The organism is Phyllobacterium sp. YR531, from assembly GCF_000282595.1.
In the GTDB taxonomy this organism is placed as follows: Bacteria; Pseudomonadota; Alphaproteobacteria; order Rhizobiales; family Rhizobiaceae; genus Phyllobacterium.
The window spans coordinates 88,087-103,255 of sequence record NZ_AKIZ01000001.1 but is presented as its reverse complement, the minus strand read 5'-3'; the positions used below and the strand labels follow the sequence as shown (position 1 = coordinate 103,255).

Below are 15,169 nucleotides of genomic sequence, written 5' to 3'. Positions count from 1 at the left end.
GATGATGGAGCGTTTCGATTGCATGATCGTTGGCGGTGGACACGGGGGGGCACAGGCAGCGATCGCGCTGCGGCAGGCTGGATTTGCGGGCAGCATCGGTCTGATTGGGGATGAACCCGTGATTCCCTATGATCGTCCCGCTCTCTCGAAGGAGTATCTTGCCGGCAAGAAGAGCTTTGATCGCCTGCAACTGCGCCCACCAGAGCTCTGGAACGAACGCGAGGTGGTGTTGCGGCTCGGCAGGCGTGTAATAGCCCTCGATAGCAGCGCGAAGGTGGTAGTCTGCGACAATGATACCGCGATCGGCTACGGCGTCCTGATCTGGGCGGCCGGTGGTGAACCCCGCCCGCTTTCATGCCCCGGCCATAACCTTTCTGGGGTCCACACCATCCGTAACAAGGGCGATTGCGATCGCCTTCTTTCCGCTTTGCCAACGAGCCAGCACATTGCTGTCATCGGTGGCGGTTATATCGGACTGGAGGCCGCTGCTGTATTGCGCGAACTAGGCAAGGAGGTCACGCTCCTGGAAGCGCAGGATCGGGTTCTTGCCCGCGTCGCCGCCGAGCCAGTGTCCCGCTTTTACGAAGCGGAGCATCGTACTCACGGGGTGGAGATTCTGCTCGGTACAGGCATTTCGGAGCTTACAGCACGCGATGGAGCAGTGAGCGGCGTGCGTCTGCAGAATGGGACAGCGATCGCAGCCGATCAAGTCATTGTCGGAATTGGGATCATGCCAGCCATCGGCCCCCTGCTTGCAGCAGGTGCGGAAGCGACGAGGGGCGAGACTGGCATTCTGGTTGACGACTTCTGCCGAACGACGCTGCCCGATGTTTACTGCATTGGTGACTGCACGATAATGCGCGACGGGCCAGGCATTCGCATCGAATCCGTTCAGAACGCCAACGAGCAAGCGCAAACGGCGGCGAAGGCTGTCTGCGGGAAGCCCCAGCCCCTGCGGCTCGTGCCCTGGTTCTGGTCGAACCAATACGACTTACGGCTTCAGACGATTGGCCTCAGTCTCGGCTATGATCAGACAGTGCTTCGCGGTAACCTCGTGGACCGGGAGTTCTCGCTCGTCTATCTGAAGGACGGCGCGGTGATCGCGCTCGATTGCATCAACGCGACGCGAGACTACGTGCAAGGCCGCAAACTGGTTGAAGCCCATGCGCATGTCGATCCTGCGCTTTTGGCCGACGACCGGATACCGCTCAAGGACATCGCTATCGCCGCCTGAAAAGAGTAGCGACGAAATCGCAGAGGAGGAGACCAACACTATGCAATTCACAGTCAAGACACGGGATGGCGACTTGCACTCTGTTGAAGCACATGTCGGCCTGTCGCTTATGGAGAACATCCGCAGCGCAGGTATAGAGGAACTTCTGGCAATCTGCGGAGGCTCGCTCTCCTGCGCAACGTGTCATATCTACATTGAAAACCTTCCAGGCGGCGCAGAACTCTCCTCGAAATCCCAGGATGAAGAGGATCTTCTCGAGGCTTCTGACTATTTAAAGCCGAATTCTCGCCTCTCTTGTCAGGTTGTGTTTCAACCACCAATGGATGGTATGCGGATTGTTGTCGCACCAGACGAGTAGGTATTTGGTTCCAGGATTTTCTGGGACGGATCGAAGTCAAAAACTGCTGGCTACTCTTGCGACCCGGCGTGATCGCATAAATCGCACGAGCGCTCTAGCTAGCTTGTAGCGTCCGCTATTGTGGTATTTCTGCCAAGTGACGTCTTAGCGTCTCGCAAAGAAAGTGTTCTCTTGATCATACTTAAAGCGAGCCGCTATCGAGATTCGGGAGACTAGAACTTCTTACTGATGGAAAGGATGACGACGGTCGAGTCTACCGTATTCTTAGGAGAAAAAGTAAATTGGAGCTTCCCTTTTATGTTAATTCCTTGCTCAACAAAAGTATAATCGACGACTGGACCTATCGACGCAAAAGACGTCTTGCCCCGATCTGGGATAGAGCCATCAGATGGGGGAGTATCACCCGTCGTTTGCATCTGATACGAGCCAGCCACTCCAACACGGAGGCTACCAAATCGTTGTACAGCTGAGTAATCCATATTGAATATCTGCCCGGTTTTGTATCCGGTATCTGGGTTTTCGAATGGAACCCCATAGAATATTCTGGCACTTAGCTCCGTGCTGTCGCCGAGGGACATGTCTGGGCCCGTCACATACGTCACGGCTATGTTGGGAATAGGCGTCCAGACATTGCTCCCCAGGTTGGCTGTCGCCGACTTGTCGTAGTCTCCTGTTGGAATGCGGAGCCCAAGACCAATTCCAATATTCAATCCGTAGGACAATGGCAGATCACCCGCAGTGACCCCGGCCAAGCCGACGTTTTTCGTCCAGTAGAAAACATCCGCGTACGCATCAGCCAACCCTGTCACATTGCCATCAATATCTCCAGGGAGGTTATAGTCCAAGTCGGTGGCTACAAGCACAAACGACGACGCTATACTTCCTCCAAACACCTCAAACGGATAAACGTAGAGAAGTCCGGCCGCGATTATCGGGCTGTCGAGAATTATATCTTGTTCTGGAGGAAGAACATGCCCGTTGGCATCATAAAAATGGTCATTCCGACTATATGGGATCATTGTAACTCCACCGTAAAGACCCGGCGGAGGCAATATTGCCTGACCGAGATCCGTGCCCCCGGGTGGCTGTATCAATATAAACGACTCTGCAGCCAGTACGGTTGACGGCTCCGGTCCTATAAATATGACGCAGACGAATGTGAAGACTACGGTAATCCATGTCTGAAGCGTTTTCGCTTTTCTCATGATGAAATCTCTCCTCCCTCAGATATTCCAGGTTTCAAGCAGGTATCGTTATTTTGTCCTCTTCGATAAGAGATCTTGAGCATGCAGCTTATGTATGCGGATCAGCTTTTCCGCAGCGTTTCGAGCTGTCACCTTCCGAGTTGTTTTCGATAAAGAGGAGCGCGAGCTTGCAAGCAGAGCGTAACGGTGGTGTGAGGTTCGGCAGAACTGTCCCAGCAGGACAGCTTCGTATGAGCCCGAGATCGCGTCGGAGGACGGCATTATCTGAAAAGATGCGACAAAGTCTGTGGTTGAGTACAGCACTTCTGGTTTCACCAAGCCAATCGGCTCCCAGAATTTCTGTCGGCGCTGCGCCCCGCCCATCGCATTCGCTTTCCAGCAACATCGACAGCATTCAACTATTTTCCCTCCACACTGATAACCGTCACCAGAACCCGAATACGTGAAAGAAGTCCCGATCACGCAGACTCTCCCTTGCCACCCATTTTTCAAAAAAGTGCAGCTATCAAGCGCGAAAACCGCCTGCAGGTCGTCCCAGCGGAAGATGACTCCTCTCACCCCTCCCGTAGCAATTCTTAACAGTATTCAAAAACCAATTGGAATGTCAACTGGCCGCTGTGGCGTTCCTGTTCCGTCGTCGCCGTAAAGCCCAAACTTCGATTTGACCACGACGCTGAAATCAAACTTTGCATTTGGTTCCAGGGATCGAGGATGGACTTTGGTTCAACGCAGGGCGTGATGGCGACCCCTCGTACGATGGCAGCGCTGTGTCTGTGACAGTCATTCTCTCGCGACGAGTCAGGTGTGACTTGGAAGCGCTTTCGATCAGAGGTTGAGCCCTATTTTCCAAAACAGAACCGACGCCATACAGGCTTCTCGGTGGCGCCAGGCGCAGCGATGAGAGGGCCACCCTTCTCCGAGTGCGAATGAATCTCTTGACATTCCCACTCGACTCCAGATACTAATTGGAATTCGAGTGTGTTGCGCGATATTCCACCCGCGCATGTAGGAGGACAGCCGATCAAGGTACGCGGATCGATGTCAGCTTGAACTTTGGCAGAATTCCGAAATCCAAAATGGGAGGATTGACTGTGGAAGCACCGCAAATCGATTGGGATCCGAGGTCACAAAGAGCGATCGATGATCCGATGGCAATGCGCAAGGCGATCAGGGATGCTGGACCTGTTGTTCGTTTGGCCGATGGATCCTGGGTGGTCGGTCGCTATGAGGACGTTCGCAAGACGTTCGTGGAGACCGATACCTTTCTCAACAAGGACTCGGCTTTCGGCTTCGACGCTGAAGACGAGATATACAAAGGAACTCCGATCGAGACACTCCGTGACATATTTCGGGGTGCTCCAACCGGAAATGACGGAGAGACCCATCAGAAAGTGCGAGAGGTGGTTGCGCGACCGCTGACCGTTCCGCAACTCAAGGATTTCCGTCCCGAGTTTGAGCAACTCGCAGCAGGTATCGTCGAGAAACTGTGTGAGCGGGGCACGTTCGAGGTCATGACTGAACTGGCCGAGGCGTTCGGTCTCGCAGCCGTACTTCCGCGGATTGGCGTCCCACCGGATGAAGCAGCGAAACTGCTGCCGTGGCAACGCAATCTTTTCGATCTTTTTGACGACCCGATGGATCCCGAGGTCAATCGCATATTCAGGGAGTCCCTTGATTATCTTTTAGATCCGGGCCTCCGCAATCGGGTTTGTCCGCACTCTTGGTCAGCTCACGTTGAACAAGGGACAAAAACCGGAAGCGATCTGGGACCGGCTTTCTTTCCCGGGTTGATGTCGGTTCTGGTTTATGGCTCCCTGGACAATACCATCAACCATATCACTGAAATGGTTCGTCTCTTCGCCGTTAATCCAGAGCAGTGGAATCGTCTCCGCGAGAATCCGTCACTTGTGAATGGAACTGTCAACGAGGTTGTGCGCCTGTTTCGCCAAGGCCCCCTGGGTGGGTACGCTTTTCGACGGGCAGACCGTGATGCGAAAATCGCAGAAATCGATATACCGAAGGGTACGTTCATCGGATTGAACTTTGTCAGTGCGAATCGTGATGAGCGCCATTATCCTGATCCGGAAAAGTTCGACATCGGACGTTCGAATGCCGATCACGTCGGCTTCGGCTTTGCCCGTCACGTATGTCCAGGTATGCACCTCGCGAAGCTGGAAATGCAGGTACTCCTACAGGAGTTGATCAAGCGTGTTGAAACGTGGGAAATCCTCGACGTGGAGGAAAAGCATCGAACCGTGGCGCATCGAGTCGTCAAAATGCACGTACGCGTAAGGCCGTCTGCAGATGTCGCCCAGTTCGGTGGCTACATGGGCGAAAACAGAGTTAATACCGTCATCTAATCCTGACAGCGCACGCTTTGGAGCGTGTCCGTACACCAGCACCGGTCAGGTGCTGGTGTAGGTAGGCGCTACGCGGTGACCGTGTTTGCAAGCAGTGATTAGTGCCTTGTGAAACTCACTAGATGTCTCGTCCGACCAAGGAGTAGCCGTTGTGATTTACGGGAGACGCTGATGCGTATCGACCGCTCAGCATCGTACCGTTCTTCGGGAGCGCAGAATGGAGCTGAGATGCCAAAAATAATTGTTGTTGATCGATCCGGCAAGGAGCACTTGATCGATGCACGCGTGGGAATGTCCGTGATGGAAAATATCCGTGACGCTGGGTTGGACGAACTGCTTGCAATTTGCGGCGGTTCCATGTCGTGCGCGACATGCCACGTCCATGTTGACAAAGCTTGGATCGGTGAGCTTGGCGACATCAACGACGACGAAGAGGCTCTTTTGGAAACCTCTCAGCATCGTGGCGTTTACTCGCGTCTCTCCTGTCAGATCAAAATCACCGAAACCTTGGACGGTTTGCGAGTGGTGATTGCGCCGGAAGATTCTTAATGTAAGCCTCGGTGAGGCTTTCAATTACCCAAAAGTTCCGCCCTCAATGGCTGCGCCGAGCGTGATGTCAATGAGACGGGACAGACCGCGCCAAATGACGATGTTGCCCGGAGGCGGGTCTCGTCCGTGCGAGATATCCTGCTTCGTTCTGCGCGAATGTTTCTTCCCGTCCTGTCAGGTCTTTTGCCTTTTCCATGTCCGATAGGCGAAAGGGTGGGTATGACCCAGGAGATGGAAACATATGCTCGCTTTCGACGGGCCTGTCTCGACCGCCACACCTTTCGGCCGGTCAAAGAAGCGGCCCTGATATCGAAGCCCTTAGACCGAACAAAATGGTCAATAGGCACATCGTTTGAACACGTTGGCACCAGAACCTGGCAGCAGCCGACAATATCTCAATCTACGGATAACAGTGTCCCAAGCGCCTGGAAGCCCACAAACAAGGTTGAGCACCACAAGTCCCAGGATGATGAAGTGCACGGGCGAGCGGAGGCGAGAACCGCACGCAAGAACAGCGGGTTAGGCATTCCGCAAACAACACTCGCCAGAATGCCGCAAGGGTGAAGAGGCGATCCAACTCTAGCTTGACCTGTCACACGGTCAGCAATTCTCCGATCCAACCCTCGCCGTCCGGTACAGAAAGTCATAAGACAAGCATGTCTTGAGATCGATGATCGATTGTGATGTGACAGCGGCGTTGGCGAGTGATCCAACACCCACTTTGACGAGGTGGATGATGGCAAGAGTATTGAGCGAGGGCCTCGATCAGCGATGCGGAACGGCAGGTTTGAGTGACATCGCCGCTGTAGCCCGCGCCGCGCTCAACGGTTTCAACAATTTAGCCTTCGCCGAAATCAGACACGCTGCCAGTGTGTTTGGTTTCACAGTCCAAATCCAAACAATCGATTTCGCCAAAAGCCGGATGTCCCATAACATAACCTAATCCATATACATTGCTCGAATCATATTATTTGTGAATATCCCATCAGCTTACTACGATTAAGGATGCTATCAGCACGTCAGTGGATTTTTCTTGGGAGGAACGATTGAGAAGGATACTTAAGACGACGTTGATATCAGCAGTGCTGCTCTCCTGGTTGACGGCAGGGTCCGGCACAGTCGTGGGGCAAAGCTTGGGACCGAACATCAAAGACGGACCGCAAGGGTCGATCTTTTGGGATGACGTTCCGAGTAAAGTTCCTGCAGACGCGAGGCGCGGTCAGATTTATTGGGTGCAGGAACGCAGTGACGCCCCGTCGGATTCCAAAGGCTGGAACGTCATTTATGTCACAGAAGCTGTGGACGGCAGCCTGACTTATGCGTCGGGTGAAATCTACATTCCAACAAGGCCCGACGGTGGGCAACGGCAGCTTGTGTTGTGGAACCACGAGACTGCCGGCAGCCAGGACAGTTGCGCCCCGTCCCGACGCAGTCTTGTCAGTGCGTACGGACCCCGTATTCCGGGATTGGACGAATTGCTGAAAAAAGGCTTCGTCGTAGTCGGCAGCGACTATCAGGGGCTAGGAACGCCCGGCGCAACTGTCTATCTCAACGGTTCAGCTCAAGCACGGGCTTCCCTGGATGCAGCCCGATTCGCGCAGAGTTTCCCCGGTGCCAATGTCGGACCGAAATTCACCACTTATGGCTGGTCTCAAGGCGGCCAAACGTCGCTTTGGTTGGCGCATTTGCAAGAAAAATATGCGCCCGAGCTTGATCTCATCGGTGTCGGGGAGATCGCGCCCGCCTCGCGGCACTGGGATCTCACTGAATACGACCTGACTACCACGGTAACTGGCGGATACTACATCATGCGCATGGCCGGCCTGCACGTCGGACGCGTCGACCTGAAACTTCGCGATGTCCTGTCAATTGATGGGTTGGAAATGCTCGAGCATCTCAGCTCGGGCTGCTGGGATCTCGCGGCCGCGACCACCGGCAATCCAACCACGCTTTACGCAAATCAGGAAGGCCTGAAGCCCGGCACACCGTGGCGCAAGCTGCTTGACGAGAATGACGCGTTCCTGCCGACAAAGAACGTACCTTTTGTTTTCTTCCAAGGCGACAAAGACGATGCGGTGCCGGTCGGGCAGACGCGCAAGGTAGCTGCCGACCTCTGCGCTGACGGAGTCACGGTCGACTATCGGGAGAGCGCGGGCCTCGGCCATGAAAACATCGTGCCGGTCGCCGCAGCAGCATTGCCGGGCTGGTTTGTGCAACGGTTCGAAGGAGCCAAAGCCGTATCGGCATGCCCACGGATCAAATAAGCTTAGCAAGCAAAGGCCCTGTGCAGCCTGGCCCACAGTTCGGCGTGAGCTGCACAGGCTTACGGTTTCATAACCAGACGGTTCGCAGTTGAGACCATGAGATAGCAATTGGCTCGTGCCTGATCAGAAATCGAGTCATTTTTTACTTGGATCGAGGCCAGCATTGGAAGGCTCCCGAAGCGGCGAATATCGAGCGATACTCGATTCCAGAGAGCGCTGCCGTAATGATCCCGAAGCCGGTTCCCAAACCTCGGGCACGAAAGTGTGAAGTCAGTGGTTCTGCGATATCTGAATCGAACGCCAACTTCGGGCTAACGAACTGCTCATCCTTCTCGACCAAAACAGATTCGCCCTTCTCCTGTAGGATTGTGACATCTTCCTGATCGGAAATTGCTCTAGATGGTGTGGACACTTGTCTGATCGAAAAGACGATGGCGGCGACGCGCGACTACCGACAGACCACGGGAACCGGCGTTCGCTCCCCGGTTTGCCGCAGAATGAAAGCGATCTGCACCTCCGTGAACTTCGACTTTTTCATGCCGAAAACTCCATCTAGACTGGAATTTCCAGCCTCAACCGGTCCAGAAAATCGGAGGTGTCAAAGCGGCAACAATGCGTCAGGCTTCACATCACCGATTGATGCGTAACTGTGCGTTTCCCTGACACCAGGAAGCGGCAGAATGACCCGCTGCAGGAATTCCTGAAACGCCGCCATGTCAGCTATTCGTGCTTTGACCAGGTAGTCGAAACCACCAATCACCATATGGCATTCGATGATTTCGGGTGCCTTCGCAACAGCCTCTGCAAAGCGGTCGAAGACGTGCGGCGCGGTGTGATCGAGCCTTACCTGGACAAAGACGAGCGTACCGCGTCCGATCTTTGAGGGCTCGAGCACAGCCCGGACGGCGCGGATAAAACCTTCATTGAAAAGGCGCTTGATGCGCTGTGATGCGCCGGTCGGTGACAATCCAACGCGTTGGGCGAGGTCAAGAACAGTCCGGCGACCATCTTCTTGCAATAGCCCGAGCAACATGCGGTCGACACGGTCCAGATCGTTCATTTCGGATTCACACTTTCTTGGGTTTGAATGCGCGACAATCACGCAAAGAAATTGAAATTATCATATTTCATCACGCGGTTTGCCGCAATACGGTTGGAAAGTGACGAAACCCCAACCAGAACGGAGGCAAGCGACATCATGGACAGCAGTAGACAACCTACCTCGAGCATTCACACCAAGGGTGAGATCAAGATTCTCTCGCTGAGCGAAGCGGAGGTCAGAACATGTATCGACCTGCGCAAGCTGCTCGACGCGCTAGCGGAGGGGTTCAAAGCGCTCTCCGACGGTCGTGTCGTCAATCCAGCGCGGCCACAACTCGATATTCCAAATGCAGGCTATTCGTTGGCGATGCCGGCCTGGATGAAGGGAATGCATTTGACCGTAAAACTGGTCAACGTGTTCGAAGGCAATATCGCCCGGGGTATCCCAAGTCACCTCGCAACAATACATCTCTTCGATCCAGAAACAGGAATGCCTGTTTGCATTATGGATGGCACCTACATCACGGCCGTACGCACGTCTGGTTCGGCCGTCCTCTCAGTGCGAGAACTCGCCAGGCGCAATGCCAAGGTCGCGACCGTCGTGGGCGCTGGCGTTCAAGCCAGCCAGCACCTTCACCTGTTGCCACTCGTTCGCGACTTCCAGGAAATTCGAGTGTTCTCTAAAGATTTTGCTGATGCGCAGGCGCTGGCTTCACGTCATTCAGGTATCACTGCCGTCGAGAACCTCGAGGCCGCGATACGCTCTTCAGATGTTGTGTGCCTCGCGACGCACTCCTATGTCCCCGTGATATCCGCAGAATGGGTTCAACCAGGAACGCACGTGTCCTCGGTTGGTGTCGCGCCACCCGGCGGCGAACTTCCGATCGATTTGATGGCTCGCGGCAACCTCTTTGTTGAGACGCGGGATTCGTTCGCTCCAACACCCGTGGGTTGCTGCGAACTTGCAAATATTGATCCCGAGGCAGGCACCGATCTTGGCGCGATGTTGCTAAAACAGCGACCAGGTCGGACGTCAGATCAGCAGATCACAATCTACAAGGCCATGGGCGTCGCCATGGAAGATATGGTGGCAGCCGACCTCGCTTACCGCGAGGCCAAACGCCTGGGTGTGGGCCAAGCTATTTCTCTCTAGGTGGCCTGGATGTTATCTGATCCATAGGACGGTTGCTGCGATGGTGACGACGGCGAGGTAGTTTCTCGCCGTTTTCTCGAAGCGCGTTGCGACTCTTCTGAACTGCTTGAGTTTGGAGAAGCAGCATTCGATCAGGTGACGTTGGGCATAGAGGTTCTTGTCCAGCGGGTATTTTTGAGCGCGGGAGGGATTGTTGGGGATCACCGCCACAGCCCCTTTATCAGCGATGGCATTGCGCAGGCGATCGCTGTCATAAGCGGTATCGGCCATGACGATGTCGGCAGGTAGGCCCTCGATCAGGGCATCGGCTTGCGGCGCATCGCCCTTCTGGCCTGCGGTAAGTGTGAAGCGGACCGGGCAGCCGAGACCACGCACAGCCATATGGATTTTGGTGCTCAGGCCGCCTCGAGAGCGGCCAAGGGCCTGATCTTCAGCCCCTTTTTTGCGCCAGCGGCGTGCTGATGGGCGCGGATGATGGTGGAATCGACGATCAGATATTCGAAATCCGGATCGTCCGACATCGCCGCGAACATGCGCCACCAGACGCCCTTTTTGCTCCAGCGGCTGAAACGGCGGAAGACACTGTTCCATTCACCAAACACTTCAGGCAGATCGCGCCAAGGCGAGCCGGTCCGCACGATCCAAAGTACCGCTTCCACGAACATGCGGTTGTCGCGGCCGGACGAACCGCGTGTGCGCTCGTCACCAATGATATGCGGCGATATCCGCTCCCATTGCTCATCACGCAAAATCAGACGATCCAAAACACCCATGACTGCCTCCAAAAGACAGTCTTGAATCTGATTTGCTCAGCCTTGGGAATCCCAAGAGTCCACACGACCTAGAGCACACTCAACTGATCGGCGGAAGTCTTGCCCGACCTCTTGTCCTGTACGAGTTCGTAACTAATCTTCTGCCCATCATTGAGGCTACGCAACCCAGCACGCTCAACCGCTGAGATATGCACAAACACGTCCGCGCCGTCGGACGGCTCTCTCGCCTGGTCGGCGACCTGCTCGCGCGGCAGCTCGGACGGCCGTCCTTTAGCTGGGGTCGGGCAAACCTGATCAATGCTGGCGAGACCCGTGCCCGTTATGTCATAGTGCTCCGGGCGGCCGACAACCACGAGATCGAACCCCTATTGGTGTTCGCGCGCTCTTAGGTTGCCACCATGAAATGCTAACGCTCCTAGTACGGGTAAACATGCGAGCCTCCTGTGTGAGGAGACGATACGCAGTTTTTACCTATAACGTGAAGAATAACAGAGCAAATCCCATCCGCGTTGTTGACAAATCACGGCAAACAGGGCGTAGGTTTTACTAATCGGGGGTAGCTATGAACTTCACATTCGACGTCTCAAATTTTGTTCTTGGGTTGCTGACCGGAGGCGTTGGCGGAGCCCTTCTTACCTATCAAGTAACGAAGACATTTCGCGCCGGAACCAATGGAAATGCAGTCGATCAAAGCCGCGCGAAAGCCGGAAGAGACATTGTAGGGCGCGACAAGACCACGCACGGTTCGTAATCCAACCTATGAACTCGGTGAACCAAACGAACGCCTGCGCTGACGGCGATATTATCGGTCGTGACAAGATCATCAAGGTCGAGTCGCCGAAGGGAAAGATCGAAAAATTGCTCCTTCGGCTGAAGGAGCAATACGACGCGAGCGACGAGACAAAAATAACGATTGATGAGTTGGCGCGATATCACCTGCGCCGCGCTCAGGACGGCGTCGAAGGCCTTGAGAACAAGCTCATTGCTGCCAATATGCATCATTATTATGATGATGCGATCGAAAAGAAAGAAATGTTCGTGAAGTTGCTCGAGAAGTGGTCGCTCTACTCCTCGGCACAAATGATATTCGTCCACGTTTTGGCGAAGGCGGAGACCGAATTCTCGCATGTAATCTATCCCGAAATTCCGAAAGTTTCGGAGGCACAGATGAATGCGATGATTATGGACCGCATCGTCAACCCAATAGTGGAAGAATGCAGCAGCGAACTGATGATCGTGAGCCACAATGTGGTTTTCGGCATGGTCTACTGGCTGGCTGAGCAGTGCTTTATCCGATGGCACCACGCGCAGAGGGCGATCGCATGACACAGCTCTCATACAACGAGGCGTTCGATCCATATCATACTGTGTTTCGCTTCCTGCGCCTATTCTTTGGCTGCAAGCTTGAACGCGCCGTTCCATACGACAAGTTTCGCATTCTCGACTTCTACCTGCTCCACCCCTTCCGCCTGCAAAACCTTCAGCTCTTCGCGGACGACACCCGTTGGCGAGCTGTAAGCAGAAGTTATGCCAGATTGAAGCCATACGGCGAATTGCCCGACGATAATTCGCTCTTCGAGCGAATGGCTGCATTCCAAAAGGCCGCGGCTTCCAGCCTGGCAAGGGTCGGAATCATCTCCGAGGACGAGTGGACGCGAAACCGAGTTCTGTTTGTTCCCGCTCGCCTTGGTGGTGAAGTTGAGAAGCGGTGCCTGGAGCTCAATGACACGATGCCCGATATCATTGGCATATTGTATGAAATCAATGAACGGTACGCCCTTAACGGTCGTGACGGCCTGAAAGCAAGAAGTGGCTTGCTGGAGTATCGCTATGATCCGGTTTGACCCCTGCTTGATCGTTCGCCGACTGGTCGTGAAGCGCGGCGTTCACGTCGCCTACGATGAGCGCTTTCATGTCGGCGTCAACGTGGTCCGCGGAGACAATTCGTCGGGAAAGTCGACGATACTCAACTTCATTTTCTTTGGGCTTGGTGGTGACCTCAGCAAACTCGATTGGAGTGGCCACGCCCTCCTGTGCGATCACGTTTGGTTAGAGGTGGAGTTAAACGGCAATCCCGCGGTTTTACGCCGCAAAATTGACGCCGCATCCCAATCCGATATGGAAATATTCGGCGGGCGATACGAGGCAGCTGTCGAAGCTCCGATCGAATCCTGGCTTCGGTACTCTTATTCCAGGTCGCAAAACAAGGAGAGCTTCTCGCAAGCCCTGTTCCGCCTCCTTGGCATGCCAGACGTGGCGGTTGAAGGCACGTCAAGCATTACGATGCATCAGGTTCTTCGACTGCTATACGCCGACCAGCTCTCGCCGACCGACAGTCTTTTCCGATTTGAAGGTTACGATCCAGAGAACCTCCGGGAAGCTGTCGGAAACCTTCTCTGCGGTGCCTTTGATACGGCGATCTACGAGTCGCAGCAGTTGCGGAGACTGAAGGAGAGAGAGCTCCAGGAGGTCTCCGCCGAGCTCAGAAGTATTTTCAGAGTGGTCGGCGGGGAAGAAAGTCTGGGGCTCGGATGGATTTCCCAAAAACGAGCGTCACTATTAGCTGATAGAGAGCGCGTCCTTGAATCGATTGCCGAAAAGGAAGAGCTTTTCTATTCGTCTGCTGCCTCCGACAGGTTGACCCTGACGCAGCAAAAAGAGCTCTATAATGCCGTCCAAAAGCTGCAGCAGGAGCTTGCGGCGGCGCAGGAAGCTTTGAGCGGGATTGAGTTCGAGATCTCAGACTCGCAATCCTTCATCGAGAGCTTGAAGCGGAAAGTTGAAGCACTTAAGGATGCCAGACTGGCAGCGGAAATCGTTCCCGACGTGCACTTCGCAACATGTCCCGCATGCTATGCCGACGTTCTTGAAGCAGAGGAGCATGCCTTCTCCTGCCATCTTTGCAAAACGCCAATAGATCCTGACAGAGCTCGTGATCGTGTCACCGGCATTATCAATGAGCTTTCGATTCAGATAAAACAGTCTGAGCGATTGCAGGGTATTCGCGGCGAGCGGCTAAAAACACAGGCTTCGAAGGTTGACAGTTTAAAGACCGCGTGGACCGCCAAGTCGCGAGAACTTGCGGCGATTACGGCGCGACCAACATCGAAGGTACGAGAAGATATTAGAGAGTTACATCGGCAGCTTGGCTACATCGATAAGTCGATCGAGGATGTCGAAGCTCAGGTCAAGCTCGCCAATAAAATCGGTGACCTATCTGCAAGAAGGGAGAGCCTTGACCTTGCTATCAAGGATCTGGACAGCCGAATTCTGTCACTGAAAAGAAGCCAAACAGACAGGCTGCGCGTTGCCAGAACCGCGATCGAGCGTGAGACGATAACGATACTCAAGGGTGATCTGAAGCGTCAGGACTCGTTCGTCGATCCCAAGACTGTCGACTTCTCGTTCGGGAAAAACTCGATCACCGTGGACGATCATACGTATTTTTCGGCAAGCTCACGTGTCGTGCTTAAAACCGCATTTCTCGTAGGGTTTTTGGGGGCTGCACTTAAAGACCCCCAGTTCCGCCACCCGCGTTTCCTGATGATCGACATCACAGAGGACAAAGGGATGGAGCAAGCACGCAGTCACAACTTCCAACGACAGGTTATTGAAACCTCTGCGGCCTCCCCGGTTGAGCATCAGGTCATATTTGCCACCGCTATGCCTTGGAGCGAGATTCCCGAGCAGCTATTTGTCGGACGGTTTTCAACCCTCGAAAAAGGGACGTTGAATTTTCTTTGATGGAAGACGCGAGTATGATGGCCCGGCGGCAGGATATCGTAATTGATGGAGAAGTATTCACGACTCAGGTGGAGGCGCGGGAGCGCTTCCGAAGCATCTTGTATAAGTACCGCATTGGCGAAACAATTGACGCTGCCGATTCGCAATTTATGACCTCTGCGCTACAAAGACATCCTGAGGCGGCAACTAAGATCGGTTTTGGGATCCAATCATTCGAGGTGCGAGCGGCGGACTACGGCACGCGGTGCTTTTGGGTAATCCGCGTAGACGGCACTGCAGAAAAGTTCTCCTTCAATGCCTGTTACAAGCAGGCGAGTACGACCTAACACGGATGGCCTAAAGCGATATCACGCAGAGCGGCGCCATCCTGATCGCAACCGGGTCAGGCATGCCGAGCGCGATTGCCTCGGTTGATAATCATCGAACAGAATAATGAGGCGCGTCGTGAAATAGTTCCACCCGACGACAAGGGGAAAATGCGAAGTCAT

General features: G+C 54.4%; 14 protein-coding genes and 3 pseudogenes. 11 read left to right on the top strand and 6 right to left on the bottom strand.

The genetic code is table 11. The annotated features are described in order from the left end of the window. Nucleotide 1 precedes the first annotated feature (1 nt). Both PMI41_RS00510 and PMI41_RS00505 read left to right on the top strand, forming a co-directional pair. A complete protein-coding gene (locus tag PMI41_RS00510) occupies nucleotides 2-1,234 on the top strand; it encodes an FAD-dependent oxidoreductase (RefSeq protein ID WP_008120616.1) in 1,233 nt (410 codons plus the stop codon). Between the two features lie 40 nt (nucleotides 1,235-1,274). Continuing rightward, a complete protein-coding gene (locus PMI41_RS00505; protein ID WP_008120615.1) occupies nucleotides 1,275-1,592 on the top strand; it encodes a 2Fe-2S iron-sulfur cluster-binding protein in 318 nt (105 codons plus the stop codon). Nucleotides 1,593-1,804: 212 nt separating this feature from the next. Here PMI41_RS00505 and PMI41_RS00500 read toward each other — a convergent pair whose 3' ends face one another. After that, on the bottom strand, nucleotides 1,805-2,797 hold the full coding sequence (locus tag PMI41_RS00500) for a transporter (protein WP_008120612.1): 993 nt from the start codon (nucleotides 2,795-2,797) through the stop codon (nucleotides 1,805-1,807). Nucleotides 2,798-3,873: 1,076 nt separating this feature from the next. Here PMI41_RS00500 and PMI41_RS00490 point away from each other — a divergent pair. Together PMI41_RS00490 and PMI41_RS00485 are read left to right on the top strand one after the other, a co-directional pair. Next, nucleotides 3,874-5,157 carry a cytochrome P450 gene (locus tag PMI41_RS00490; RefSeq protein WP_157179262.1) on the top strand — a complete coding sequence of 428 codons (1,284 nt, stop codon included), beginning with the start codon at nucleotides 3,874-3,876 and terminating at the stop codon, nucleotides 5,155-5,157. A gap of 171 nt (nucleotides 5,158-5,328) precedes the next feature. Further along, nucleotides 5,329-5,706: a 2Fe-2S iron-sulfur cluster-binding protein gene (locus PMI41_RS00485; RefSeq protein ID WP_008120604.1), complete on the top strand. Its 378-nt coding sequence runs from the start codon at nucleotides 5,329-5,331 to the stop codon at nucleotides 5,704-5,706. Nucleotides 5,707-5,998: 292 nt separating this feature from the next. Here PMI41_RS00485 and PMI41_RS25360 read toward each other — a convergent pair. After that, nucleotides 5,999-6,274, bottom strand: a pseudogene (locus PMI41_RS25360) (metal ABC transporter permease); the annotation flags it as partial. Between the two features lie 478 nt (nucleotides 6,275-6,752). On the opposite strand from PMI41_RS25360, the gene PMI41_RS24115 reads away from it, so the two are divergent. Beyond that, the gene (locus PMI41_RS24115; RefSeq protein WP_008120601.1) at nucleotides 6,753-7,970 is read left to right on the top strand and encodes a lipase family protein; all 1,218 of its coding nucleotides are present in this window, start codon (nucleotides 6,753-6,755) and stop codon (nucleotides 7,968-7,970) included. A 142-nt stretch (nucleotides 7,971-8,112) separates the two neighbouring features. On the opposite strand, the gene PMI41_RS00465 is transcribed toward PMI41_RS24115, so the two are convergent. Together PMI41_RS00465 and PMI41_RS00460 are read right to left on the bottom strand one after the other, a co-directional pair. After that, on the bottom strand, nucleotides 8,113-8,382 hold the full coding sequence (locus tag PMI41_RS00465; RefSeq protein WP_157179261.1) for a hypothetical protein: 270 nt from the start codon (nucleotides 8,380-8,382) through the stop codon (nucleotides 8,113-8,115). 186 nt (nucleotides 8,383-8,568) lie between these two features. Further along, the gene (locus PMI41_RS00460; protein ID WP_008120600.1) at nucleotides 8,569-9,030 is read right to left on the bottom strand and encodes an Lrp/AsnC ligand binding domain-containing protein; all 462 of its coding nucleotides are present in this window, start codon (nucleotides 9,028-9,030) and stop codon (nucleotides 8,569-8,571) included. Nucleotides 9,031-9,168: 138 nt separating this feature from the next. Between PMI41_RS00460 and PMI41_RS00455 the strand changes: the two genes are divergently transcribed. Further along, complete coding sequence (locus tag PMI41_RS00455; RefSeq protein ID WP_008120599.1) at nucleotides 9,169-10,164, top strand: ornithine cyclodeaminase family protein; 996 nt, start codon at nucleotides 9,169-9,171, stop codon at nucleotides 10,162-10,164. 12 nt (nucleotides 10,165-10,176) lie between these two features. Here PMI41_RS00455 and PMI41_RS24480 read toward each other — a convergent pair. Both PMI41_RS24480 and PMI41_RS00440 read right to left on the bottom strand, forming a co-directional pair. Continuing rightward, nucleotides 10,177-10,937 (bottom strand): annotated as a pseudogene (locus PMI41_RS24480) (IS5 family transposase). 68 nt (nucleotides 10,938-11,005) lie between these two features. Next, nucleotides 11,006-11,158 (bottom strand): annotated as a pseudogene (locus PMI41_RS00440) (cold shock domain-containing protein); the annotation flags it as partial. Between the two features lie 341 nt (nucleotides 11,159-11,499). Here PMI41_RS00440 and PMI41_RS00435 point away from each other — a divergent pair. The 5 genes from PMI41_RS00435 to PMI41_RS00415 are packed head-to-tail and all read left to right on the top strand — an operon-like array spanning nucleotide 11,500 to nucleotide 15,007. Then, nucleotides 11,500-11,688: a hypothetical protein gene (locus tag PMI41_RS00435; RefSeq protein WP_008120595.1), complete on the top strand. Its 189-nt coding sequence runs from the start codon at nucleotides 11,500-11,502 to the stop codon at nucleotides 11,686-11,688. A 17-nt stretch (nucleotides 11,689-11,705) separates the two neighbouring features. Beyond that, complete coding sequence (locus PMI41_RS00430) at nucleotides 11,706-12,263, top strand: ABC-three component system protein (protein WP_244423881.1); 558 nt, start codon at nucleotides 11,706-11,708, stop codon at nucleotides 12,261-12,263. Beyond that, nucleotides 12,260-12,781, top strand: a complete 522-nt coding sequence (locus PMI41_RS00425) for an ABC-three component system middle component 5 (protein WP_008120593.1) — start codon at nucleotides 12,260-12,262, stop codon at nucleotides 12,779-12,781. Before PMI41_RS00430 ends, PMI41_RS00425 begins: the two co-directional genes overlap by 4 nt. Nucleotides 12,782-12,809: 28 nt before the next feature. After that, a complete protein-coding gene (locus tag PMI41_RS00420) occupies nucleotides 12,810-14,681 on the top strand; it encodes an ATP-binding protein (RefSeq protein ID WP_202949282.1) in 1,872 nt (623 codons plus the stop codon). Beyond that, nucleotides 14,681-15,007, top strand: coding sequence for a DCL family protein (locus PMI41_RS00415; RefSeq protein ID WP_210160779.1), 327 nt, complete (start codon nucleotides 14,681-14,683; stop codon nucleotides 15,005-15,007). The genes PMI41_RS00420 and PMI41_RS00415 overlap by 1 nt, the downstream gene beginning before the upstream one ends. Nucleotides 15,008-15,169 lie beyond the last annotated feature (162 nt).